Annotated in this window: 20 protein-coding genes; 16 read left to right on the top strand and 4 right to left on the bottom strand. The window is 35.2% G+C overall.

Annotated features, from left to right (window positions below):
- A complete protein-coding gene (dnaB, locus tag J3U13_RS00100; RefSeq protein ID WP_267339365.1) occupies positions 1 to 1425 on the top strand; it encodes a replicative DNA helicase in 1425 nt (474 codons plus the stop codon).
- A 65-nt stretch (positions 1426 to 1490) separates the two neighbouring features.
- Here the strand turns inward: dnaB and J3U13_RS00095 are convergent, their stop codons facing one another.
- The 4 genes from J3U13_RS00095 to J3U13_RS00080 are packed head-to-tail and all read right to left on the bottom strand — an operon-like array spanning position 1491 to position 4928.
- The gene (locus tag J3U13_RS00095; RefSeq protein WP_267339364.1) at positions 1491 to 2327 is read right to left on the bottom strand and encodes a metal ABC transporter permease; all 837 of its coding nucleotides are present in this window, start codon (positions 2325 to 2327) and stop codon (positions 1491 to 1493) included.
- Positions 2324 to 3193 (bottom strand): metal ABC transporter permease, encoded by an 870-nt coding sequence (locus J3U13_RS00090; protein WP_416380265.1) that lies wholly within the window; start codon positions 3191 to 3193, stop codon positions 2324 to 2326. The genes J3U13_RS00095 and J3U13_RS00090 overlap by 4 nt, the downstream gene beginning before the upstream one ends.
- Positions 3194 to 3207: 14 nt before the next feature.
- Complete coding sequence (locus J3U13_RS00085; RefSeq protein ID WP_267339362.1) at positions 3208 to 4086, bottom strand: manganese/iron ABC transporter ATP-binding protein; 879 nt, start codon at positions 4084 to 4086, stop codon at positions 3208 to 3210.
- Positions 4083 to 4928 carry a metal ABC transporter substrate-binding protein gene (locus tag J3U13_RS00080; RefSeq protein WP_267339721.1) on the bottom strand — a complete coding sequence of 282 codons (846 nt, stop codon included), beginning with the start codon at positions 4926 to 4928 and terminating at the stop codon, positions 4083 to 4085. The genes J3U13_RS00085 and J3U13_RS00080 overlap by 4 nt, the downstream gene beginning before the upstream one ends.
- Before the next feature lie 1075 nt (positions 4929 to 6003).
- Here J3U13_RS00080 and tssB point away from each other — a divergent pair.
- The 15 genes from tssB (at position 6004) to tssE (ending at position 25716) form a co-directional block, all read left to right on the top strand.
- On the top strand, positions 6004 to 6504 hold the full coding sequence (gene tssB / locus J3U13_RS00075; RefSeq protein WP_267339361.1) for a type VI secretion system contractile sheath small subunit: 501 nt from the start codon (positions 6004 to 6006) through the stop codon (positions 6502 to 6504).
- A 73-nt stretch (positions 6505 to 6577) separates the two neighbouring features.
- On the top strand, positions 6578 to 8110 hold the full coding sequence (gene tssC, locus J3U13_RS00070; RefSeq protein ID WP_267339360.1) for a type VI secretion system contractile sheath large subunit: 1533 nt from the start codon (positions 6578 to 6580) through the stop codon (positions 8108 to 8110).
- 36 nt (positions 8111 to 8146) lie between these two features.
- On the top strand, positions 8147 to 9499 hold the full coding sequence (tssK, locus tag J3U13_RS00065; RefSeq protein ID WP_267339359.1) for a type VI secretion system baseplate subunit TssK: 1353 nt from the start codon (positions 8147 to 8149) through the stop codon (positions 9497 to 9499).
- A 10-nt stretch (positions 9500 to 9509) separates the two neighbouring features.
- Positions 9510 to 10175 (top strand): type VI secretion system protein TssL, short form, encoded by a 666-nt coding sequence (gene tssL / locus J3U13_RS00060; protein WP_267339358.1) that lies wholly within the window; start codon positions 9510 to 9512, stop codon positions 10173 to 10175.
- Positions 10176 to 10186: 11 nt separating this feature from the next.
- On the top strand, positions 10187 to 11923 hold the full coding sequence (locus tag J3U13_RS00055) for an OmpA family protein (protein WP_267339357.1): 1737 nt from the start codon (positions 10187 to 10189) through the stop codon (positions 11921 to 11923).
- A 33-nt stretch (positions 11924 to 11956) separates the two neighbouring features.
- Positions 11957 to 12445: an Hcp family type VI secretion system effector gene (locus J3U13_RS00050; RefSeq protein ID WP_267339356.1), complete on the top strand. Its 489-nt coding sequence runs from the start codon at positions 11957 to 11959 to the stop codon at positions 12443 to 12445.
- Positions 12446 to 12533: 88 nt separating this feature from the next.
- The gene (gene tssH, locus J3U13_RS00045) at positions 12534 to 15311 is read left to right on the top strand and encodes a type VI secretion system ATPase TssH (RefSeq protein ID WP_267339355.1); all 2778 of its coding nucleotides are present in this window, start codon (positions 12534 to 12536) and stop codon (positions 15309 to 15311) included.
- A gap of 234 nt (positions 15312 to 15545) precedes the next feature.
- The gene (locus tag J3U13_RS00040) at positions 15546 to 15812 is read left to right on the top strand and encodes a PAAR domain-containing protein (protein ID WP_267339354.1); all 267 of its coding nucleotides are present in this window, start codon (positions 15546 to 15548) and stop codon (positions 15810 to 15812) included.
- Between the two features lie 4 nt (positions 15813 to 15816).
- Positions 15817 to 16950: a hypothetical protein gene (locus tag J3U13_RS00035; protein WP_267339353.1), complete on the top strand. Its 1134-nt coding sequence runs from the start codon at positions 15817 to 15819 to the stop codon at positions 16948 to 16950.
- Complete coding sequence (locus J3U13_RS00030) at positions 16951 to 20292, top strand: ImcF-related family protein (RefSeq protein ID WP_267339352.1); 3342 nt, start codon at positions 16951 to 16953, stop codon at positions 20290 to 20292.
- A 33-nt stretch (positions 20293 to 20325) separates the two neighbouring features.
- Positions 20326 to 21933 carry a type VI secretion system protein TssA gene (tssA, locus tag J3U13_RS00025; protein ID WP_267339351.1) on the top strand — a complete coding sequence of 536 codons (1608 nt, stop codon included), beginning with the start codon at positions 20326 to 20328 and terminating at the stop codon, positions 21931 to 21933.
- Positions 21934 to 21985: 52 nt separating this feature from the next.
- Positions 21986 to 23749, top strand: a complete 1764-nt coding sequence (gene tssF, locus J3U13_RS00020) for a type VI secretion system baseplate subunit TssF (protein ID WP_267339350.1) — start codon at positions 21986 to 21988, stop codon at positions 23747 to 23749.
- The gene (gene tssG, locus J3U13_RS00015) at positions 23713 to 24756 is read left to right on the top strand and encodes a type VI secretion system baseplate subunit TssG (RefSeq protein WP_267339349.1); all 1044 of its coding nucleotides are present in this window, start codon (positions 23713 to 23715) and stop codon (positions 24754 to 24756) included. Before tssF ends, tssG begins: the two co-directional genes overlap by 37 nt.
- A gap of 13 nt (positions 24757 to 24769) precedes the next feature.
- On the top strand, positions 24770 to 25285 hold the full coding sequence (gene tssJ / locus J3U13_RS00010) for a type VI secretion system lipoprotein TssJ (protein WP_267339348.1): 516 nt from the start codon (positions 24770 to 24772) through the stop codon (positions 25283 to 25285).
- Positions 25285 to 25716 carry a type VI secretion system baseplate subunit TssE gene (gene tssE / locus J3U13_RS00005; RefSeq protein ID WP_267339347.1) on the top strand — a complete coding sequence of 144 codons (432 nt, stop codon included), beginning with the start codon at positions 25285 to 25287 and terminating at the stop codon, positions 25714 to 25716. Before tssJ ends, tssE begins: the two co-directional genes overlap by 1 nt.
- Positions 25717 to 25955: the final 239 nt, after the last annotated feature.

Here is a 25955-nt window from a genome sequence, read left to right as displayed (position 1 = left end):
ATGAACAAAGATGAAACAAGCTTAAACAGAAATTCAAGAAATCAAGAGGCGAAAAAATCAAATCTACATAACATCAAGATGCCTCCGCATTCAATTGAGGCAGAACAAGCTGTGCTTGGTAGTTTGATGCTTGATAATCAACGTTGGGATACGGTTGCTGAAATGATTATGGATCGCGATTTTTATTCGCGCCATCATCAACTGATTTTTTCTGAAATGCATTCGCTGATAAGCAAAGGTACACCGATAGATTTAATTACTTTATCAGAAAGCTTAGAAAGCAAAGATCTATTAACGGATGTGGGGGGATTTGCTTACTTAGCTGAGCTTTCTAAAAATACGCCAAGTGCGATTAATGTGGTTGCTTATAGTGAGATTATTCGACAACAGGCGATTTTGCGCGAATTAATCAGTGCTTCAAATGAAATCGCAGATAATTGTTATGCTACAGAAGGTCGAGACAGTACTGAAATATTAGATTTAGCAGAAAGTAAAATCTTTCAAATTGCTGAAAGTCGAACAAAGCAGGGCGATGGTCCTAAAAGCATTACTGAAGTGCTTGAAGCAACGGTTGCTAAAATTGAAGAACTATTTCAACGTCCACATGACGGTGTGACAGGTGTTTCAACAGGTTATATTGATTTAGATAAAAAAACCGCTGGGTTACAAAGTTCAGACTTAATCATCATTGCTGCCAGACCATCAATGGGTAAAACCACATTTGCAATGAACTTATGCGAAAATGCGGCAATGACGCAAGAAAAACCTGTATTAATATTCAGTTTAGAGATGCCCTCTGAACAGATAATGATGCGTATGCTTGCCTCATTATCGCGGGTTGATCAAACACGTATTCGAACAGGACAATTGCAAGATGATGACTGGGCAAGAATCTCGAGCACGATGGGACTTTTACTCGAAAAGAAAAATATTTATATTGATGATTCATCAGGTTTAACACCAATGGAATTGCGTTCACGGGCTAGACGTATTTATCGTGAACATAAAGGTTTAAGTATGATTATGGTCGATTATTTACAGTTGATGCGTGTACCCAATATTTCTGAAAACCGAACTTTAGAAATTGCCGAAATTTCTCGCTCATTAAAAGCGTTAGCAAAAGAGTTACAAATACCAGTAGTAGCGCTATCACAGCTAAACCGTAGTTTAGAACAACGAGCGGATAAACGACCAGTTAATTCAGATTTACGTGAATCGGGATCCATTGAACAAGATGCTGACGTAATTATGTTTATTTATCGTGACGAAGTTTATAATGAAGCATCTGAACATAAAGGGATTGCTGAAATTATATTAGGTAAACAGAGAAACGGACCAATTGGTAAAGTTCGCTTAAAATTCCAAGGTCAATTTTCTCGATTTGATAATTATGCCGATTCCAGTAAATATATGGATGATGAATAATTGCCGATTATCAGAAAGGTAGCGTGAGCACACTTATACTCACGCTATAGATAATGTATTCTTAATTAATGCGTTATATTTTTTCTTACAATAAATTGGCAGACTTGTACTGCAAGAAAGATAACAGCTTGCAAAATTACAATACACGCACTGGACGATGCGTCAAAGTAAAAACTAATGAGCGTACCGACAACCGTTGCAAATATCGAAACAATTACTGCTATCAACAGCATTTTTTCAAAACATTTAGTCAACGAAAATGCAATAATACCAGGTGCTATCAGCATTGCAATCACTAATATCACTCCAGCCGTTTTTAAAGAGCTGACGATAGTTAAAGCCAAAACACAAAGTAAACCATAATGTAATAATTTTACAGATAAACCGACAACTTTGGCTTGTACTGGATCGAAACAATACAGAAGTAGATCACGACGCTTAATGATTATTATTGTTGATATTATCGCTGCAATTAATATAATTTGTTTTAAATCATCATAACTGGTACCGAGCACGCTGCCAAATAAGATATGATTTAAATGCTGTGATGTATCTACTTTTGAAAACAACACTAATCCGAACGCAAACATTCCCGAAAACACAATTCCCATTACTGTATCTTCTTTTATCCGGCTATTTTCTTTAATATAGCCAGTGGCAACTGAGCACAATAATCCCGATGCAAATGCACCGAGGATAATTGGAATACCAGCTAAATAGGCAAGCACAATGCCAGGTAATACGGCATGCGATATTGCATCTCCCATTAAAGACCAGCCTTTTAATACCAAAAAACATGAAAGAAGCGCACAAACAATACCTGTTGAAAGTGCAGCTAAAATAGCACGTTGCATAAGAGGAAGAGTAAAAGGGTAATAAAGATATTCCAATATATCTATCATAGATTTCCCCCGTTATTCAAACGGCTTTGCCTTATTCGTAAACGGTTTGATATTAAACCTTGTTTTGGTGCAAACAAAAATACCATTAGGAAAACCAAAGTTTGTAGCGTGACAATAACACCGCCTGTTTCACCATTCAAAAAGTAACTAAAATAAGCCCCAATGGCGCTGGTTGACGCACCAATTACGACGGAAATCATTAACAGTTTAGAAAATCGATTAGTAAGCAAATAGGCTGTTGCTCCGGGAGTGACCACCATAGCAATCACCAAAATCGCTCCAACGGTTTGCAAGGCTGCGACGGTACAAGCACTTAAAATAGTGAAAAAAAGAATTTTGAGATGTAATGGCTTTAGACCTATTGAGCGTGCATGGGTTTCGTCAAAAAATACCACTAACAGATCTTTCCAAAAAAATAATAACAAAATTAAAGAAACCAAAATAATAATCTGTACCTGCCACATATCACTATCATCAATGCCTAAAATATTCCCAAAAATAATCGTTTGGGCATTAACTGAAGTTGGATTTAGTGAAATAATTAATAGTCCAATTGCAAAAAAAGTCGAGAAAATAAAGCCAATAATGGCATCTTCCTTTAAGCGAGTAAGGGCGCGGACGAAAGTTATAGATAAGGCAGCAAGTAATCCTGTAAAAAAAGCGCCGATCGAATAAGGTAAACCCAGCGCATAAGCACCTGCAACACCAGGGACCACCGAATGGGATAATGCATCGCCCATTAATGACCAACCTTTCAACATAAGAAACGCTGATAAAAAAGCACAAGAAGCCCCAACAATGCTACTAACCCAAATGGCTTTAAGCATAAAGTTATAGCTAAATGGTTCAAGAAAGAATTCCATTATTGTCATCCTTTTGCTTAATTTTGCTGATCATCGACCAACAGATCTTGGTGTGGTGAATCATCTTTACCTTCTCCATAAAAAATTGCCGCACGCTCATCATCGGTTAAGATGGATACCTTACGAGGATCTTCATCTTGGTGTAATTTTTCGCCAGATAAACTTAGATAACGTAACGCACCACCGAAGGTCGTCATCAAATTTTGAGGGGTAAAGGTCGTTTCGGTTGGTCCGAAAGCCAATACAGTTTGATTAATTAACACGACTTGATCGCAAAATTCTGGCACACTGCCTAAATTATGGGTAGAAACTAAAATAAGATGATTTTCTTTTCTCAAATCTTTCAGCAAATCGATAATGGCATTTTCAGTTTTTACATCAACGCCTGTAAATGGTTCATCAAGCAATAATACTTTACCTTGTTGTGCTAAAGCTCTCGCTAAAAAAACCCTTTTTTTTTGACCTCCTGATAACTCACCTATTTGGCGATGCTTAAATTCCAGCATATTGACGCGTTCGAGTGCAATATCAACCTGTTTTTTATCTTCTTTACTTGGGATGCGAAAAAAAGACATATGACCATAACGACCCATCATAACGACATCCGAAACTAAAACAGGAAAATCCCAATCAACCTCCTCTGTTTGCGGAACATAAGCTATGATATTTTGCTTCAATGCTTGAGCAACCGAAATATCATTAAATGTTACTTGTCCTCGGGTTGGACGAATCATGCCCATAATACTCTTAAATAATGTGGATTTACCGCTACCATTCACTCCCACCAGAGCACAAATGGTACCACCATTAAGACGGAAACTGGCATTATGAATTGCAGTGTGACTATTATTATAAGTCACTGTAATATCATCAACGTTCAAGCATATTTGTGTCATGATTTTTCAAATCCTTGAGCTATGGTTTCAACCGTAACCTTCAAAAGGTCAATATAGGTTGGAACAGGCCCCTCTTTTTTGGAAAGCGAATCAACATAAAGCACACCTCCATACTTCGCTCCTGTTTCTTTACTGACTTGCTTCGCGGGTTTATCAGAAATGGTACTTTCACTAAAAATAACTGGAATTTTATTCGATCTAACTAAATCAATAAGATTTTTAACTTGCTTTGGCGTACCTTGTTGTTCGGCATTAATTGGCCATAAATACGCTTCTTTTAAATTGTAATCACGAGCAAGGTAGCTAAAGGCTCCTTCACTTGTTACTAACCAACGTTGCGTTTCTGGAATTTTAGCTAAACGCTCACGCAATGGGGCATCAAGTGCTTTAATTTTAGCAACATAATTCTGCGCATTTTTATTATAGACAGAAGCATTTTTAGGATCATACTTAACAAGGGCGGCTCGAATGTTTTCAATATAAGTTAAGGCAAGTGTTGGTGACATCCATGCATGAGGATTTGGATTACCTTTATAACTTCCTTCTTGAATTGGCATTGGTTCGATGCCTTTTGTCACAATAACTGATGGAACATCTTTAATATCTTCAAAAAAACGTTTAAACCAAAGTTCCAAATTAAGTCCATTCCATAAAACTAAATCGGCTGAAAGAGCTTTAGTAATATCTTGCGGCGTCGGATCATATTCGTGTATTTCAGCCCCTACTTTAGTGATTGATTCAACGGTTGCAGCATCCCCAGCAACATTTTGAGCAATATCTTGGATGATTGTAAATGTTGTAACAACTTTAAATTTTTTTTCTGCTGCTGAAGACTCGGACATACCTGTTAAAGCAAGCAAAGAGGATAGTATTACTGATAGTAAGGTTTTGCGTCGTTTAAAAAACGTAAACTTCATTAGCGACTCCTGTTGTTTGATATATAACCAAAGTGAAGCAAAATACAGAAAATCAGTGAGAGGTTTTATGATTTAAAAAAGTAAAATCCATTTTACTGATAATTCTTTGGTATTAAATTTATTTAAAAAATTTCACTGCATTAAATAATAATGAGAATTATTATCATTAAATAAGTAAAAGTCAAATTTTTTAAAGTTTCCTAAGTTATACAATGCAAGTTTGAAAGATAAATTATTGTATATAAAATTTAAATTAAAAGTAGTTTGTTCTATCTATATGAATGATAGATATGATAAAAAAGGATATCTTAATGGATTAAAGATTAACCAAGATAAAAATTTTTCTTATGAATACTATCTTTTCATTTGTGATGATTTGTTAATAATTTAACCTTATTTTTTAGCAGAAATAATAATGACAGTAATCATTATTTTTTAAGCTATAAACAATTAAAATCACAAGATGATCAACCTAAACAAATTATTGAATAAGTCTCAATTATTTAATAAAAATTAACTCTATCTGATCAAAAGTAGAATTAAAACGGACATCGATTTTAAAAGCCTAGATAAATCATTCTAAAATTAAAAGTAACATTTCTAATAAATTTATCCAACTTTTTCAACACATTTTTACAAAACGTTGCCTTCATTAAAAATGAAATGCAATTTATCAAGTCAATTTATAAAAAATGTTTTTTTTAAAAAACGATATTACTAATTGAAGCTATCACATGAATTTTTATCATGTGAAATTAAATAAAGAAGAATTAAGTTTTTCTTATTCTTTACTAAAAAAAAACCTAATATTAACAGTGAGTTCGTAGATTTTATTTGGATTCAAATGAAATAAGAACTTTTACTTCTAAAAAAATGTTAAATAAAATTAGTCATGAAGGTTGTAAATTGATATTAATTAGTGTAAATTCCAAACAGAAACGGATCAATAATTGATCTCGATGCTAAGATTTATAAAATATAGGGAAATTAAGGAATTAAAATGTCTAATAGTTATCAAAATGAAGTACCTGCCGCACGTGTCAATATTGAACTCGATCTGCATACAGGTGGGGCCAAAAAGAAAGTTGAATTACCGTTAAAAATTTTATCTGTTGGTGATTATGGTCGAGGTAAAGATAAACGCACGCTTTCAGAAAAAGAAAAAGTGTCTATCAACAAGAATAATTTTGATGCAGTGTTAAAAGACTTTAAACCTGAAGCGAAAATTTCTGTTCCTAATACGCTTTCTGATGATGGTAGTGATGTCAGTGTTCATCTCTCTTTTGAATCCATGAATGATTTCTCTCCAGAACAAGTCGCTAAGAAGATCCCTCAATTACGTTCTTTACTTGCAATGCGTAATTTACTCAGAGATTTAAAATCTAATTTACTGGATAATGCAACATTCCGTTATGAACTTGAAAAAATCGTTAAGGATGAACAATTATCTGATGATCTACGGGCTGAATTAGAATCAATTGTGTCTGAAAGTACAAAGTAGTTTCTTTATAAGAATTATTTCAAAAATTAATGATAAATTAGTATGTTATAGCTAAGTATTACGAGAGAAAACAATGGAACAAAAGCAAGAGAATAAAGCTGCTGTGGAGACAGTTTTGCAGGAAACAGGAAGTGTTTACCAATCTTTATTTGATAAAATAAATTTAAATACTATTAAAAAAGTTAGCGACATCGATAAATATGAAGATAACGAAGTTTTGTTTGAAACTTCACAAGATGAACGAGTTACGATGGCCGTTAATATTTTACTTCAGCTAATACAAGGTTCATCTCAAAAAATCGAAAAATTAGATAAGCATTTACTTGATTATCATATCAGTCAAATAGATCAAAAAATCAGCCGTCAACTTGATGTTGTAATGCATAATGAGACTTTTCAAGAAATTGAAGCAACTTGGCGCGGTTTAAAATTTTTAGTTGATCGTACTGACTTCCGTCAAAATGTGAAAATTGAACTACTAGATGTATCTAAAGAAGATCTTCGTCAAGATTTTGAAGATGCACCTGAAATTTCCCAAACAGGGTTTTTCAGACATACTTATATTCAGGAATATGATACACCAGGCGGCGAACCGATTGGCGTAACCATATCAAATTATGAATTTGATCGTAGTTCACAGGATATCGCATTATTACGTAACATTTCTAAAGTTGCAGCATCAGCGCATATGCCATTCATTGGCTCTGCTGGAGCGAAATTTTTTGGTAAAGAGACCATGGAAGAAGTTGCGGCGATCAAAGATATTGGAAACTATTTTGATCGTGCGGAATATACAAAATGGAACAGTTTTCGAGAAACCGATGACTCACGTTATGTTGGGTTAACTTTACCTCGTGTATTAGCACGTTTACCATATGGACCTGATACTGTTCCAGTGCGTAGTTTTAACTATATTGAAGATGTTAAAGGTCTTGATCATGATCGTTATCTTTGGGCTAATGCATCTTATGCTTTTGCAGCAAATATGGCACAAAGTTTTGTTCGTAATGGTTGGTGTGTTCAAATTCGTGGTCCACAAGCTGGGGGATTAGTTGAAGACTTACCAATTCATCTTTATGATTTAGGAACCGGTAATCAAGTTAAAATTCCAACGGAAGTTCTTATTCCTGAAACTCGAGAATTTGAATTTGCTAATTTAGGTTTTATACCGTTATCTTTTTATAAAAATAGAGATTATGCATGTTTCTTCTCTGCTAATTCAACACAAAAACCAGCACTTTATGATACCAAAGAGGCAACGGCAAATAGCCGTATTAATTCTCGTTTACCGTATATTTTCTTATTATCACGTATAGCTCATTATCTTAAAGTAATTCAGCGTGAGAATATTGGTGCAACTAAAGATCGCCGTGTACTCGAACTTGAACTCAATAAATGGATTAGTAATCTTGTTACAGAAATGACCGATCCAAGTGATGAAGTTCAAGCATCGCACCCATTACGAGAAGCAAAAGTAATTGTTGAAGACATCGAGGATAATCCAGGATTTTTCCGTGTTAAAACATTTTTAGTTCCTCATTTCCAGATAGAAGGTATGGATATTAATTTATCAATGGTTTCACAAATGCCAAAAGCTAAAAATTAATATCGATTATAGGAAAAAACTGGAGCCTTAGGATAAATGAAAATATTTCGTCCTTTATGGAATGAAGGCGTCTTTCTGACGCCTCAGCAATTCCAACAACAAGAATTATGGCGGCAATACTCCTCACAAAACTTAATGGCTATGTTAGTAGCTAATCCGTGGGGCGTTAAAAAAATAAATATTGATACACAAGCGCTTTTAATAGACCGTCTTAAAGCTGAATCGATCAGCATTCAGTTTAATGATGGTGTAGTTGTGGATACTGATATTGCTGATAATTTGCCAGAAGCAAGAATGTTAAATGCCAATATTCCTGTTGAACTCAATGAGTTCATTGTTTTAATCGGAATTCCATTATTAAATGCTAATGGTGGGAATTGTCTACAAGATAATCAACGTTTAGAAAGACCCCTTCGTTATCGAAAAGAGTGGGTTGAAGTACCCGATCTTTTTGGTCAAAACACTGAAACCATTGCTGTAGAACGTTATGCATTGACCTTCTTATTTGATTTTGAAGATAATAGTGATTATGTAACCTGTCCAATTGCTCGTTTGAAACGTGATCTTAACGGTCGATTTGTTCTCGATTCACAATACATTCCGCCAATATTAAATCTTTTAACACAAAGTGGCTCACTACTGAAAGAATTAGATCTTTTATGCACTCAGATGGAAGCCAAACGTCAACATTTACTCGGTATGCGCCATGAGCGAAATCAACAAATTGCTGATTTTGAAATAGCGGATGTTTCTTTATTTTGGCTTCTCAATGCATTGAGTTCATATGAACCTCAGCTTAAATTTTTACGCGATAATCCAACAACTCATCCTGAATGTCTTTATCGAACTTTAGTAGCGTTTACCGGTTCTTTATTGACTTTTTCATTAGTACATAGTGTTAATGATATTCCTGCTTATCAGCATGATAATCTTAATAAGGTTTTCCCTCCACTTTTTGAATTGGTGCGTAATGTATTAGAAGAAAGTTTACCTTCACGTGTAATTAAAATTGATTTGGTACATGATCAAGATACCTTATGGACTGGTCGATTGAATGATTCACGCCTGGTTGAGGATGCAGATTTCTACCTGTCAGTTCGTTCAAGTTTGCCTGGCCATGAACTAAATTCACAATTCCCGATACTGTGTAAAGCAGGGGCGCCTGATGATGTTAGACAAATTATACATTCAGCACTTTCAGGTATTCCGATTAAAGCATTAAATCATGTTCCAGCAGCAATACCTTTTCGGTTAGAAAACCAATATTTTGCTCTGGATTTGTCTCATAGTTCAGCAAAAAAAATGTTGCTTGCTAGATGTTGCGAATTTTACGTTCCACGGGCAATGCCAGATATTTCATTAGAACTTTTCGCAGTACTGAGATCATAGGGTTAGAGTAATGAATATAGAACCAAAAAAAATTGTTATCGATGAACTATTGCGTGACTCAATATTAGTGGTTGTTGAGTTAAAAGCAAAAGCAAAAATTCCATCAGGGCATAAACTGTATGAACATTGTAAAGAACAAATCAAACGTGTTCGTGAAAGTTTATATAATGCCCAATATAAACAAGATGTTATAGATGATATTAGCTATGCGTTGTGTGCATTATTAGATGAAACAGTTTTACTTTATCAAAGAGATAATCCAAGTGATCAAGGCTATGGTGAATGGCTAGGTGAACCGCTACAAGTCATCTATTTTAATACTAATAATGCAGGTTATGATTTGTTTGAAAAAATTCGTAGTCGTTTAAAAGATGATAAAAAAGAGGAAATTGTTCTAAGTTGCTTTGATAGGGTATTAGGGCTTGGATTCCAGGGATGTTATTTGGGAAAAGCGCAAGCAGAAAGAGATAATCTTATATTAGCGCTTCGAGAAGCCTTGTGTGAATTTGAACCAGAGCAATCGCATCCGCTTATTGAACAAGCTCCGGATCATCGTTATTGGGGACGAAAGACTTTGCTTTTATCTTTAACAGCATTGTCTTTTATTTGTGTGATCTCACTCTATTTTATTTTGAATAATCAACTTGATAATTTAATTGATTCGCTTATTGGTTAAAAAGGGGTTTTATGAGCGATTATCCTAAGCGTATTGTAATTATTCATGCTGCTGTCTTAAGCTTATTATTGTTATTTGTTTTCTTACCAATATCAATCGGTTGGCAGCTTATAGGATCAGTTTTAGTGGTAGTTATAGCTATGGGCATATTATGGCGAATGAAGCGCTATCGAAAAGTACTTGCTTCATCGACAACAAATATTGCATTTTTAACTGAAAAACTTGATTTACTACCGGCAAAACAGCGATATCGTCTGCCTATTTTATTAGTAACAGGAAGTGGGGCGAAAGATTTTTTCCCTGATGATCTATCTTTAGCTCACTCTAATATCTTAGTTTCATCTGAAGCCGTTTGGATCTATGTAGATGAATATTCGCACTTGCCAATAGTTTATGATTCATTAATCGCTAAATGGCCTGATATGCTGGGCAGGATAGGAATTTTTTTAGCTTTGATCCCCGAAATTGAGAATGAACAAGGGATATTGATAGCAAAATTGCAAGCTTTTCGTCAATCTTGGGTTGATACAAGTAAAATTGCAAAATATTCATTACCGGTTTACTTATCGGTACATATTGGATTCAATGATTTAATTTATGATGAAGTTGAATCGATTCCTCCTCAATGGTTTCAAGTTAAAAACCACAATTTGTACTTGCTCGATCGTTATTTATCTCCAATAACCAGTTGGATTAATGACAGTAAAATTTCAACAAAGGAAAGAGAACGTCGATTAAGTCTTCAAGCTTTTTTAAATGAAACAAAAGATTGGATTGAAAAAGTCGTATTGTCAACATTAGCTGATTCTAAACAGCCTGTAGCGAAATGTATGCCAGTTGCCGCGGCTATTTACCCTGTTAATCAAGAGACAGTGAATAATAATATCATTCAAATTCAATGGGAAAGTCTTACAACCATGACGCTCCCTAATACTCGAAAGATACAAGAAAACATCAGTCCTCCAGATGATTTAGTAAAGTATATGCCAATTGCATATCCGTTTTCTCCTATTAGCTCAATGATCTGTGGTTTACTGATTATAACTTCCTTATTTATTATGGGATGTTTAGGGGCATCATTTAAAAATAATATAAAACTGGCTAAGCAAGTTGAAAGTGATATCGTTTTTTATAATTCCATCGCTATGGATAATTATGAAGAAAAACGAAAAGCATTAGAAATTTTAAAAAACGACAGAATAATGTTGAATAAGTATTTCTCACAAGGTGAACCTGTACGCCTAAGTGTTGGATTATACCACGGTCAACAGCTCATAGAACCGTTAAATATTGCAATCAGTAATTACGTTGCTAAACCTCCAGAAGTGAAAGAACCTCAGGTGGTATTACCGATGGTAATACGTTTGGATAGCTTGTCATTATTCGAAACAGGTCAATCAAATTTAAAACCAGATTCGACCAAAATACTGATCAATGCTTTAGTCGAAATGCAAAAACAAATCAATACCAATCAGGAAACAGGATGGCTTATCTTAATAGGTGGACATACCGATTCCACCGGTAATGAGGACAAAAATATACAATTATCATTAGATCGTGCTATTTCGGTTAGAAATTGGTTCATGAAAACAAGCGACATGCCTGAAACCTGTTTTGCCATACAAGGGTATGGCTCAAAAAAACCGTTGGTTGATAACGATACTGTAGAGAATCGTGCCAAAAATCGACGTGTAGAAATAAGCTTAGTTCCTCAAATGTCAAATTGTATTATGACAAAAGAAAACTAAGGGATTTAACTAAAACAAAAAAGGAGTAAAACAATGGCTGTTCCAGCATATATGTTCTTAAAAGATGACGGTGGTGCGGAAATCAAAGGATCTGTAACCGTAGTTGGCCGTGAAGGTAGTGTTGAACTTGTTGAATTTGACCATAAAGTGTACATCCCAACAGATGGCAACACGGGTAAATTAACAGGTACACGTGTTCATAAAGCACTTGAGTTTGTTAAAGAAGTCGATGCTTCATCACCTTATCTTTACAAAGCAGTGACTACTGGTCAAAACTTAAAATCAGTTGAGATCAAATGGTATAAAATTAACGATGCAGGTCAAGAAGTTGAGTATTTTAATACGTTTATGGATGGCGTAAAAGTAGTGTCTGTGAAACCAGAAATGCACAATATCAAAGACCCATCAAAAGAACAATACAATCATTTAGAGCGTGTTGAACTTCGTTATGAAAAAATTACCTGGACTTATAAAGATGGCAACATCATCCACTCAGATAGCTGGGTAGAAAGTCGAGCGTAATTAAATATTTGCTGATCCTTTCCTGACTTAAGGATCAGCATCTTTGGGAATAACGATTAGAGATCAATATATAATAAAAGGAATAGTAATGATTGCCGATCCATCTATTTTATTAAGGCGACTGAACCCTTACTGTGCAAAATCACTAGAAGCGGCAGCGGAGTTATGTCAAACCCGCGCCCATACTGAAATCACACTTGAACATTGGTTGTTGAAACTATTAGAGCAAGGATCTGGTGATATTACAATCATAGCAAGGCATTATCAACTTGATATGGATAAAATTTGGCAAGGACTACTTAGCTTCCTTGATGCATTACCCCATACCATAAATAATAAACCTAGTTTATCATCATCACTTATTGCTGTATTGCAAGCAGCATGGTTGAAAGCTTCATTAGAAGATCATGAAGAAACAATTCGATCTCTTCATATCCTGCAAGTATTACAAGAAATGCCACAATGTTTAAAAGCGCAAGATGCATGGCAACTTCTTAGATTAACACCAGTTTCTTTAAAGGAACTCCGTTCAAATTTAGATGAACAATCCGATGAAAGTCCTTTGAATGATTCTAATGATGGTTTACAAAACGAAAATGAGCCACAAAATTCAGGTCATCATTCGCAAATAACCCAAGTTGAAGGGGCAAAAGAAGAGAATAAAGCTCTTCAGCAGAAACATCATCAAGCTGTATTAAGTCGTTTTACTGAAAATGTTACAGACAAGGCCAAAGCAGGTAAAATTGATCCTGTATTAGGTCGTGATAAAGAAATCAGGCAGATGGTTGATATTTTATCTCGTCGCCGAAAAAATAATCCAATTTTAGTGGGTGAGCCAGGTGTAGGTAAAACTGCTTTGGTTGAAGGGTTAGCATTACGAATAGCAGAAGGCAATGTACCAAATAATCTTAAAGAGGTGAGTATATTATCCCTTGATTTAGGCTTATTGCAAGCCGGTGCAGGTGTTAAAGGTGAATTCGAACAGAGACTTAAAAATGTTATTGAAGCCGTTCAGCACTCACAACCCCCAATTCTTCTGTTTATCGACGAAGCTCATACCATTATTGGTGCAGGAAATTCGGCAGGCGGTGCGGATGCAGCAAATTTATTAAAACCAGCCTTGGCTCGAGGGGAATTAAGAACCATTGCAGCTACAACATGGTCGGAATATAAACAATATTTTGAAAAAGATGCCGCACTTGAGCGCCGTTTTCAAATGGTCAAAGTTGATGAACCTGATGATGAAAAAGCCTGTCTTATGTTACGTGGATTAAAATCATGCTATGCAATTCATCATGGTGTTCACATATTGGATGAAGCAGTAAAAACTGCTGTAACGTTATCACGTCGTTATATTAGTGGTCGTCAACTTCCTGATAAAGCCGTTGATCTTTTAGATACCGCTTCAGCGAGAGTAAGAATGAGCCTTGATACCATACCCGAATCCATCATTGAACTTGAAGCAAAAATTACATCATTAACAATCGAAAACATGGCGATTAAAGACGATTTGTTATTAGGTGAAAACCAGTCATCCGAACGTATGACTGAAATTAACAAGCAATTAGATGATTTACATAAACAATTAATTGCCGAACAAACTCAGTTTGAAGAAGAAAAGAAAATCATTGAAGAACTTATTGAGCTGAGAAAGCAATTAACGGCTATACCCGATCCAAAATTGTCAACTCAGTTGACTGAAACACAAGAAAAGTTACATAAACTTCAAAAAAACAGACCATTATTATCGCTTGATGTTGATAGTCGAGTCGTTTCTTCTGTTATTGCTGACTGGACAGGTGTTCCGTTAGAAAGCTTATTAAAAGATGAGCAAAGTCACCTTATGGTTCTTGAGGATGATTTACGCAAACGAATTGTTGGTCAGGATAATGCTTTATTTGAGTTAGCAAAACGCATTCGAGCTACTAAGACAGGTCTGACTTCAGAAGATGCACCTTTGGGCGTATTTTTATTGGTGGGTCCGTCAGGCGTAGGGAAAACGGAAACAGCCCTTGCTCTGGCAGATGCATTATTTGGTGGTGAGCAATCCCTTGTCACTATTAATATGTCTGAATATCAAGAACCCCATACGGTATCACAACTTAAAGGATCTCCACCAGGCTACGTTGGTTATGGTCAAGGTGGTGTGTTAACCGAAGCAGTAAGAAAACGACCTTACAGTGTAGTGTTATTAGATGAGATTGAAAAAGCCCATCGTGATGTCCTTAACTTATTCTATCAAGTGTTTGATCGTGGATTTATGCGTGATGGAGAAGGGCGTGAAATTGATTTTCGAAATACTTTAATACTCATGACCTCGAATTTAGGAAGTGATGAATTAATGGCACTTTTTGAAGAAATGCCTGATGCCGACACTGCAACGCAACATGAATTATTAAGACCTATTATACGAGAACATTTTCAGCCAGCGTTATTAGCTCGTTTCCAAACGGTCATTTATACACCGTTAACGGATAAAGCATTACGGCAGATAGTCAAAATGAAATTGGATAAAGTTGCTTCACGTATCGGAAAACATTACAAAATAGAGTTTAAAGTTGGTCAGCAAATATATGATCGACTTACTTCTGCTTGTTTATTGCCTGATACAGGCGCACGTAATATTGATAGTATTTTAAATCAACAAATTTTGCCTGCAATTTCAAATTTACTATTGAAAAGAAACAATAATACTCACAGTAAAACTTCAACATTATTCCTCGATTTTAAAGAAACAGAAGGAATCGTGCTTGAAATGATTGATGCATCAGTAAATCAGAATTTGGTCAAAACGAGCAAAAAATCTGCTAAGGGTAAAACAAAACCAATTAAAACTACGGAAAAAAAACAAAAAAAATCTGAATAAATCATTCAAAAAAATAAGTTATAAATAAGAATTGATGACCAACAAGTCTACAAACTTGTTGGTCAGTTTAGAATAAAATCGGGATAAAAAAAGCATCATGTATCTTATTAATCATTGTTGATACTGCATAAAACTGTACACAGTAGGATGAATTAAAATACAGTGAAAAAATGTGTAAATATCACAATATAATTCAAATAACATTTTTGGGAATAGTAATTAAGGAATAAAACAATGGGGAAAAACGTGGTTCGATTGGGGGATCCCACAACTCATGGTGGATCAGTTATTTCAGTTTCTTCAACAATGACTGTAGAAGGAAAACTTGTTGCTCTAATAGGTGATCTGGTTAGTTGTCCAAAGAAAGGACATGGTGTAAATAAAATTATTGAATCTTCAAAGACGTGTTTTTCAGATGGGAAAGCAATTGTCATAGATCAATGTCTATGCGAATGTGGTTGTAAAGTGATTTCAACAATCAGTACTTCGGAGATTGAATAATATTATGTCTTGGCCTAAACCCGAAGTACTTAATCCATTGAAACCCCCACTAAAATTAAATCGCGGCAGATGGTATTTGTTTTTTATCGTTTTAATTTTTATTACAGCCATTTTGTTAATGTCAATCTGGCCAAATGAAAACTATGGTTCTCAGTGGATATTTTGGATATCAGCAATCATTATTCCAACAATAATTACTGGGATAGCTGTCAGTATTCGTTTATATATATATGGTTTGGCGCAAGAGGAATATGAAATATGGCAGTTAGAACAGAAAAATATTGAAGAAAATTGGCAAAATTGGGCGATGAAATCTTTAATCATTCTTGATAGCTATTATATTTTGCCTAATCACCTAACTGTACAAGACATCTTAAGTAATATTGAAAATATCCCAATGAAAGTCAATAAATCGTTGGAATTTGGTGACGATTTCAACATTCATTTATCTCTTGAAGAAATCTTTCTATCTTTACGTAAATTGCTCCCTGAGATACCGGAGAAGGAAATCATTAATATTCACATTTACTCATCATTTGAATCAAATGTTTTTTTAGATGAAGATATTCATAATGCTTATCAAACTGCCCAACTGCCTTGGGAATACAAGTTATCACAGCATCTATCCGATAACGTTAATGCTGAAATACTACAAGAAATGATAGATGATTCGCAAGCGGCTCTTCATCTTGTCATTATCAACAATACGGTTTCATTAAATTCGGCATTTTTATGTGCTTTTCTCGGAATAAGCCAACAACATTATCAAGAATTAGGAATAAATGGCGCAAAAGTTGAAATCTTAAGACCGATGATAGCAACACAACTTGATAATGCAATTAATCAGATGACAGATATGCAACTTGCCATAAAACAAGTTAAACAGCTTTGGATAGCTAACATGGAAAATAAAAAACAAGTAGAAATGGTAACTCAGTTAGCTGATCAAAAAATTACCCCAACTAATTTAATTAAATTAGACAGTCTTATTGGTAATCAGACTGCGTTAAGTTTTTGGCTTTCTTTGGCTATGGGTTATGAAATGGTTTTGCTCACTAACCAAAATAATCTTATGACTGCATATAGTCATGATAAATGGTTACTTTCAATTTTGGCGGTAGTACGTCGGGAGTCGTAAATGAAAAATAAATGGAAACTGATTGGATTAATTTTCATTATATTATTAGGAGCACTAATTCTCGCCACAGGACTTATTTTCTGGGGAGCAGGTTTAGGTTATGTAACAGCAGGACAGAAATTTTCAATATGGTTACAAGCAATGCTTTTATTGCTCGGCTTATTGTTAACACCTGTTATTATTACTAATAATCGTAAAATATGGGCTAAAGATAAAGCTAAGCGTGAATCATTGAATCCCGCTGAAAAGAAACCTGTAAAAAAAATGGTTACTTTTCCTGAATTTTTAGAAATAAAAAATCAATGCAAATCTCGTTATGGTCTATTTTGGCGTTATAAAGTTCGAAAATGCTTAGTTATTGGGTCATCATCTGATGTAGAAACATTATTTCCTAATTTACAACAAGCGAAATGGCAGTTAAGTGGTCAAACATTAATGGTTTATGGCGGTGATGTTTCCAGTGAAGTAGATATTCCATGGATGAAGGCCTTAAAAAAACGTTTTTCTCGTTGTGTACCATTTTATCGTAAACCTCTGGATGCAATCATTTGGACAGTTTCAAAAAATTATCTTGATAATACTCGACAACAAAAAATTTTAGTTGAAAAAACTTTATTGCAACTGAGATCTCGGGATAAAATTTTAAGATGGTCTGCACCGCTTTATTTAGTGTCAGGGCAAACAAGTGAATGGTCACAAGAAGGAAGAATTGAACAAAGCGTTGGGATAACTTTTGCTTCATCTAAAGAAAGTATCGTTGATGCCGCGGATTTATCTTTAAAACAATTAGCTGCAGAATGTTGTCAACGAGGTATACAACAGGTAAAAGAAAACTTTCATTATGCCTATTTACTTCAATTAAGCCAGAATCTGATAAAAAATGATATTGACAAAATTAAACGATATTTGAGTTCATTGATCTCTTTGCGTTATGTTCCAAATCTTCGAGGACTATTTTTTATGCCTTATCAGTCCTCGAAGCCAACGGAAGAACAAGAGTTTGACGATTTAAATCATTTTTTTATGACGCCAACGTGGCAATCAATTCTTGATGATGCAAAATCAAACGTAGGGCGAAGACTTGGGGTAAATTGGGGAGCAATCTCCTGTTATGTTTTATTAATTTCTCTTATCATGACAGGATGTGCTATGCTCACATCTTATTTCCGAAATGAATCATTAATTGAAGATAGTATCAAACTTGCCAGAACGGCTGATGATTCAGCTATTCAAGATTATACAACAAGGTTACAAATTCAATATCAGCTACAACAAAGATTAGAACAATTACTGTTCCGTCAACAAAATGGAGCACCGTTATCTTATCGTTTTGGTTTAAATCATGATACCAAATTATTAAAAAAATTGTGGTCCAGTTATTACACAACCAACTTACGTAACATTGTTGTACCCTTTAAAGATACCATGACCGATTATTTAGAATTGTTAACACAATTACCGCCAGATGATCCTCACCGAGACGAAATGGTTGAATCGGCGTATGATGTCTTAAAAGTATATTTGATGATGAGTCGTGCTAATAAAAGTGATGGGAATTATTTAAGTCAATTTGCAGCCAGAAAATGGAGTGCACCGAAAGATGTTAGTGATGGTAATTGGCAAAGATTGATGCCTGATCTTGTTCGTTTTTGGGGAGAATCATTAAATCTTCATCCTAAGTGGGTACAGAAGGAAGATGCATTATTAGTAAAAAATGCTCGCCAAATATTAATTAATAAAATTGGTGCACAAAATGCGGTTAACTCAATCTATAAAGCGATGATCCAACGCACTAGCCAAAATTATGCAGATCAAAGTTTAAATCAATTGCTTGATGGATTTGATAATCATTTACTGTTTTTTAGTAAGGATGACTTACCAGGTATTTACACACGGAAAGCTTGGGAAAATACAATTAAACAGGAAATCAATGAAGTCTCTAAACTTCGTCAAGAACAAATTGATTGGGTTTTAAGTGATGGAGATAACTCATTACCTAAATCGATTTCGTCTGAATCATTAAAAAAACAACTTACTGAACTGTATTTTAGTGAATACAGTGCTGCATGGTTGAACTTTCTAAATGCTATAGAGTGGCGTCAATCTGACAATGTAACAGATGTGATTGAACAGCTAACAATACTTGCTGATACGAGACAATCTCCTTTGATCGCGTTGGTAAATGCTATCAAATATCAATCAGAGATAACTTATAACGAAGAGGGTTTATCCAATAATCTTTTACGTTCAGCTAAAGAGCTTATTAATAACAATAAATCATTTACTGGAATGTCTAAAAAGAACAATGAATCAACAGGACCTTTAACTGAAACATTTGCACCTATTGTCAGTTTGTTAAGAAATGATAATGCCAATGGTCTTTCTTTAGAGACTTATTTGTCGCGTATCACGCAAGTACGGTTGAAACTACAAAATATTACTAATAGTGCCGAACCACAAACGATGATGCAAGAATTAGCTAAAAGTGTATTTAAAGGCACTTCGGTGGATTTAACTGAAACCCGAGATTACGGTAATTTAATTGCGGCTAACTTAGGAAAAGAGTGGTCAGGATTTGGTTACAGTTTATTCAAAAAACCCTTAGAACAATCTTGGCAAGTAGTATTGACTCCAGCAGCCGAAAGCTTTAATGATATTTGGCAAAATTATGTTGTCAGTCAGTGGAAAAAATCCTTTGCTGGTCGATATCCTTTTAAAAATAGTGAAAACGAAGCTTCCTTACCTGAATTAGCTCGTTTTATTCGAGCTGATACTGGCATTATCGATCGATTTATTATCAGTGAATTAAATGGTGTACTAGATAAAAAAGGTGGAATTTGGGTGGTAAATAATGTCAATGCTCAAGGATTGAATTTTTCATCTAATTTTCTTGAAGCATTAAACTTATTTAATCAACTTTCAGCAGAAGTACTTGAAACAGGTGATATCTCTTTATCATTCGATCTAATGCCGCGCACAGGGGGAAGTACCGCTAGAACAGAATTGATTATTAACAAACAGAAACTTGAATATTTCAATCAAGTGCCAACTTGGCAACGCTTCAATTGGCCAGGTGATGGATATGCTCCTTATTCGCAACTCAGTTGGAGTAGTAATAATTCAGGTTTAAGGTTATATCAATATTATAGTGGTGATTGGGCATGGATCCGATTACTTGAATCCGCTTCAGTTAAACCGCTCGATTCCAGTCGATACGAATTGGTCTGGGAAGCTAAAGACGGGAATAAACTTAGGTATGTTTTAAGAACACAACTAGGTGGCGGACCCCTAACATTGTTGAAATTACGTAATTTCACTTTACCACAAAACGTATTTGAATAATGTTTAATTAAACTATTAAATTGGATTAATGTAATGTTCAGTCAACTATTAAGCCGTTTTATCGGTACTGAAGATCAGATCAATCTTAGTCAAAAGTTAAATCAAACATGGAATGATTGGTTACAGCCAATCAATTCAGATAAACCAACAGGTGAAGATTTGACTTATCATGATTCTTTTCAGGAGATTAAAGAAGAAATAGACAAAATTTCAGGAATCGATTATCCATTTATTATTACGGAAAGTGAAAACATACTTAAACAAAGCGGTAAAGATATTCGAGTGGCTACTTACTATTGTTTGGCGCGTTTAAATCAAGATGGTGTAGAAGGATTCGCTGATGGACTTGAAATATTAGCGGGTTTACTGGATAAATTTGGTCCATTGATTTATCCCTCAAGACCTAATATACGCAAAAATGCCATAGAGTGGCTTACTAATGCACGTTTCATAGATAAGTTGACACAATTACAACCGATAAGTAATGAGCAGTTAAGTCGTATTATTGCCGCGCTAAGTCAAATAGACAGCATTTGTCAAACATTATTTGATTCTCAAGCGCCTAATCAGTCAATAACACCTCCTGATTTATCGGCATTGGTTCATTTTTTTGGCAATATAACCAAGCAATCTATTAAAACCAGTAATGAAGAACAACCATCTCAAACAACGGTCAATTCTACACCGGTATCCGAAGTACAACCAAGTCATGCTGAAATAAAAATAAGCTCTCAACGCGATTTACTTGATCAAGCTAGAAAAATGGCAGCGTTTTTACGGGAAAATCCTGAAGGATATCTTGCAGCAGGTCGTTTTTTACGAGTCATTCGTTGGGATATGGTTGTGGATTTGCCACCTGTAGATACAAAGGGTAAAACAAGATTACCAGCACCCAGAGCGGAACTGAAACAAACCATCAGTCGTTTGATTCTTCAAAAACAATGGTCCACCCTATTTGAACGTGTTGAAAGTGCTTTTATGGAAAGTGCAAATCATTTTTGGTTAGATTTACAGAGAGCTTCTGTTTTAGCCTTAAAAAAAATGGGGGAGCCTTATCAGTCATGGGCCGATATCTATTTAACCGATATTGGCTTAATGCTAGAACGGTTACAGGGAATAGAACATCTTCATTTCGAAAATGGCATGCCTTTTGCTGATGATGAAACGTTAAGCTGGATAGCCAGCGATGCGCGTATACATCATTTAGATGAAGGTGATGGTATTAAACCCATTGCAGTATCGGGTGAAAACGATTGGAATGAGATTGAAAAACAGGCTTTAGAGTTAGCTCACACAGAAAGTTTAGAAAATGCATTCCAATGGATACAAAGTTTGCCCTCATTACGTACGGCTAAGCAACAATATTTATTGCAATATACCCAAGCAAGAGTGGCAGAACAACTGGGAAAACAAGATATCGCATTAACATTACTAACCGGATTGAATAACCAGCAACAGTCAATAACCTTATTACAATGGGAGCCAGAATTATTGTTTGAGATTAAACGATTTTTATTAAAAATAATGAAGCAAAAAAATCAACAGAAAGATAACAATAATCGAAATTTTGGCGAACAAATAGAAGTGCTGCAACATGAACTCATGCAGCTCAATCCAGCTAGGGCACTGAGTGTGATATAACGCCTTACAATACGATGGATGTTAGACAAATAGAAAACAAAAGAGATAAAAAATGGATGATTTAATTTTACGCTATTATGAATCAGAAATGCGTTACTTGCGGGAAGCAGGAAAAGAGTTTGCCAAAATTCATCCTGATAGAGCAGGTCAATTGAATTTAGATCGTGTTGGTGATCGTGATCCCTATGTAGAAAGATTATTTGAGGGTTTTGCTTTTTTGATGGGGCGATTACGTCAGAAAATTGATGATGATTTACCCGAATTGACGGAAAGCCTTGTTAGTTTGCTATGGCCCCATTATCTGAGGTTAATACCTTCATTATCAATAATTGAGCTTACACCCAATTATTCAACGCTATCCCGTTTGGAAGTCATTCCCAAAGGGTTACAAGTACAGACTGAGCCTTTAGGACCGTCGGGAACACGGTGTCCATTCCGAACAACTCAAGACGTCACTTTACAACCGGTTAAAATTGATCAAGTCAGCTTAGCCATACACCATGATGGGCGAAACATTATCAACATTCGTTTAGGTTTTGGTGAGCTCATTGATTTAGAACAAGTTGATTTATCTAAATTACGATTCTATTTAAATGCAGATGCGCCAATTGCTTCAACTTTGCATCATGCATTAATTCACCAAGTTTCAGCCATACAATTACGCTATTCCAATGATCCGAATAAAATCGTAAAGTTACAAGGAAACATAACGCCTGTTGGCTTTGGTGAAGAAGATCGCTTATGGTTAAAACCCGATAACGCTTTTGCCGGCTATCAACTATTATTAGAGTACTTTGCTTTTCGTGAAAAATTTATGTTTGTCGATCTGCACGGTTTAAATGTTCAGGCTGTTCCGGAAGGTTGTAAATACATTGATATTGAAATCATTCTTAATCAAACTTGGCCAAATGATATGCCTTTTAATAAGGACAACATTCGATTACATTGTGTGCCAATCATCAATTTATTTGATATGGAAGCCGATCCGATTGTAGTGAATCAATTAGAAAGTGAATATCTGCTTAGACCCCTATTACGTCAAGATGGACACATCGAAATTTACTCCGTTGAACATGTTGAAGCGATAACTCGTAATGGTCGCTACAGTTATGTCCCTTTTACAAGCTTTAAACATAGAGGCGGTATGTTACGTCATGATGCGCCCGAAAGATATTATCATACCCACGTTCGAAAAGGAGCTTCAGGATTACATGATACATGGTTGGTTTTGGGTGGAAAAATTTGGGATAAAAATGAGACACTTGAAGCTGAAACATTATCATTACGCGTTACAGGAACCAATGGTATGTTACCTCGGAAAGCGTTGAGCAATGCTCGGATCCAATCATTATGCAGCTCACAAAATAGCATTTCGAGTGTACGTAATTTGTGTTCGCCAACACTTCCTTGTTATCCACCAACTGAAGATCGCTTTCATTGGCGAGTATTATCACATTTAGCGCCTAATTATTTATCATTAATTAACGCAGAAGTATTAAGAGGAACGCTGGCCTTATATGATTGGACTCAAAACGAACTTAATCGTCGACGCTTAGAAGGTATCGTCGATGTATCTCATAGAATGATAAAACGGATTGAAAAAGGAATGTTACAAAGGGGAATCGAAATCGAAGTAACAATTAATAGTTTACAGTTTACTGGCGAAGGTGATGTGATGCTTTTTGGTGAGTTATTACATCAATTTTTTGCTCTATATGCCGACGTTAATCTATTTACTCAATTAGTCATTAATCTTCTACCTGTTGGAAATAAAATAGTATGGAAACAGAGCAAAATATCGAAAACAGCGCTTTAATGCAGGAACTTGAAAAAGTACTGCCAAAAATGAACTTCTATCGTTTTTGTCAGTTACTTGAACAACTTTATGCTAAACAACCTATACTTGGACGATTGGAAACTCCAGCTGGTGATCCTTTACGTTTTGCACCGTCAGTTGATATGTCATTTCCTGCGAGTGAGCTGAAATACATTGAAAGATCACCCTATATAAATCGTCCGGCAACGGTAAGAACTCGTTTTTTAGGTTTATATGGCGTTGATGCAGTATTACCTTTTGGGTTGTTGCACAATATTATTCGCCGTGAAGAAAATTATCACGCAATGACTGATTTTTTAGACATATTCAACCATCGATTTATAACACAATTTTATCGAATTTGGTTGAAATATCATTACCCAGCCTGTTTTATAAGTGGCGGTAAAGATTCTATATCTCAGTGTTTACTTGGGTTAACAGGTCTAATAATAAAAGGTACGAATGAACAAATAGGCTCACCAGCTTCGCGATTTTTAGCACTGTTAGGTTTAGTGACTCAAAAAACACGAACTGCTGAAGGGATTGCTGGTTTAACAAGAGTAATCGTTAATGATGCCAAAGTTGAAATCACGGAATTCTATCCTACTTGGCACTCTATTGAAAAACCAGCTCAGGTAGGGGATAAAACGAACAAAATAGGTTTAGATGGTAGTGCGGTTTTAGGATCCCGCTTAAGAGAATGCAATCAAACAATTCATATAGCCATAACGCCTCAACATGAAGAGCAGATAATCGATTTACTTCCTGATGGGCAGTTATATAAGGATCTTATGGCACTGATGCGTGCATATTTAGGTTATCAAGTTGATGCCAAAATGACACTTTATATCAAGCGAAATTTTTTGCCGCGTAGCCAGCTTGTATCAAAGAATTGTCGATTAGGACAAACTGCATCATTAACCAAAATGGCAGAACATGGCGAGTATATTCAAGATAAGGTAGCTGTAAATTTAGGTCACTATTGTGGAATGGATTATACAGCATAAAAAAGGAATCATTATGAAAAGAATTAATTTATTTATCATTTGTCTATTAACCATTTGTTTAAGTGGATGTGGTATAGCCCAAAGTGTAACAAAAGGTGCATCAAGCTTAGGAAACAGTATTTTTTCGTGGGATATTAAAACATTACATTTAGATATCACCGCTAGGGCTGAATTAAATCTTGATGATGAAGAAAAATCATCACCTGTTGTTATTCGAATTTATCAATTAACTAAAGATGATGCATTTAAATCTGCTTCTTACCAAAATTTGGTTGATCAAGATAATGATGAACTCAAAGCCACCTTACTCGATACTAAAGAAATTGTACTAAAACCCAATACTTCTGTTTCGATCGAAGTTCCATTTGATGACAGAGCTAAATTTGCAGCAGTAGTCGCACTTTATAAAGAACCCAATCTAAAAGAAGATAGCTGGCGATTAATTTTAAAACGTTCTGATTTACACATAACCAAAGCGCGAAAAATAGAGGCAAGCAAATATACCATCAAAATAGTGGATGAAGATTAATGAGTGCATCTTTGTATGACATGCTATATGGCTATTTTGAATCCGGTATCGCCATTGACGATGTGTCTGAAAACGAACAGACAATCATAAGTGTGATGGACAACATTGAGCGGATCTTAAATAGCCGCGCAGGTGCCATTCAGCATCTCCCCGATTATGGATTGCCTGATATGTCAACTGTTTTTCAAGCTTTGCCTTCGTCAGCTTATGTTTTAATGAGGGCTATTGAACAAACGCTATTAACTTATGAACCAAGGCTAAGTGCTATTATTATCAATATAGATGAAAAAAATAATGATAACATGGTATTAGCCTATGAAATGACTTGTTATTTCAAAGAGGGTGGGCTGGTTCGATATGGCACTTACTTTATGCCCGATGGTAAAGCGCGAATAAAATATACACGTAAAACGCATAAGAACGGCGGCTAAATGGCTTAAGCAAGTAGAATAACCATACAAACAATAACGTAATTGATCGAAAAAATAAAAATAGGAAACAATGTGAAAAGCAAGATCAATAACTTTGTTAGTCATTTAACTGAAAAGATTCATGGTAATAATGTTATATCAATGGTAAGTCACCATCGCTATACCTTAACTGTCGATGGTCAAAGCGCGCCGATTTCGGTTTTACAGGTTGCCGGCAATGAACAACTCAACCAGCCCTG

It is taken from the genome of Gilliamella sp. B2887 (genome assembly GCF_026537015.1).
In the GTDB taxonomy this organism is placed as follows: Bacteria; Pseudomonadota; Gammaproteobacteria; order Enterobacterales; family Orbaceae; genus Gilliamella.
Note: the sequence above shows the minus strand (reverse complement) of the source record. Positions and strands in the feature narration are given on the sequence as shown.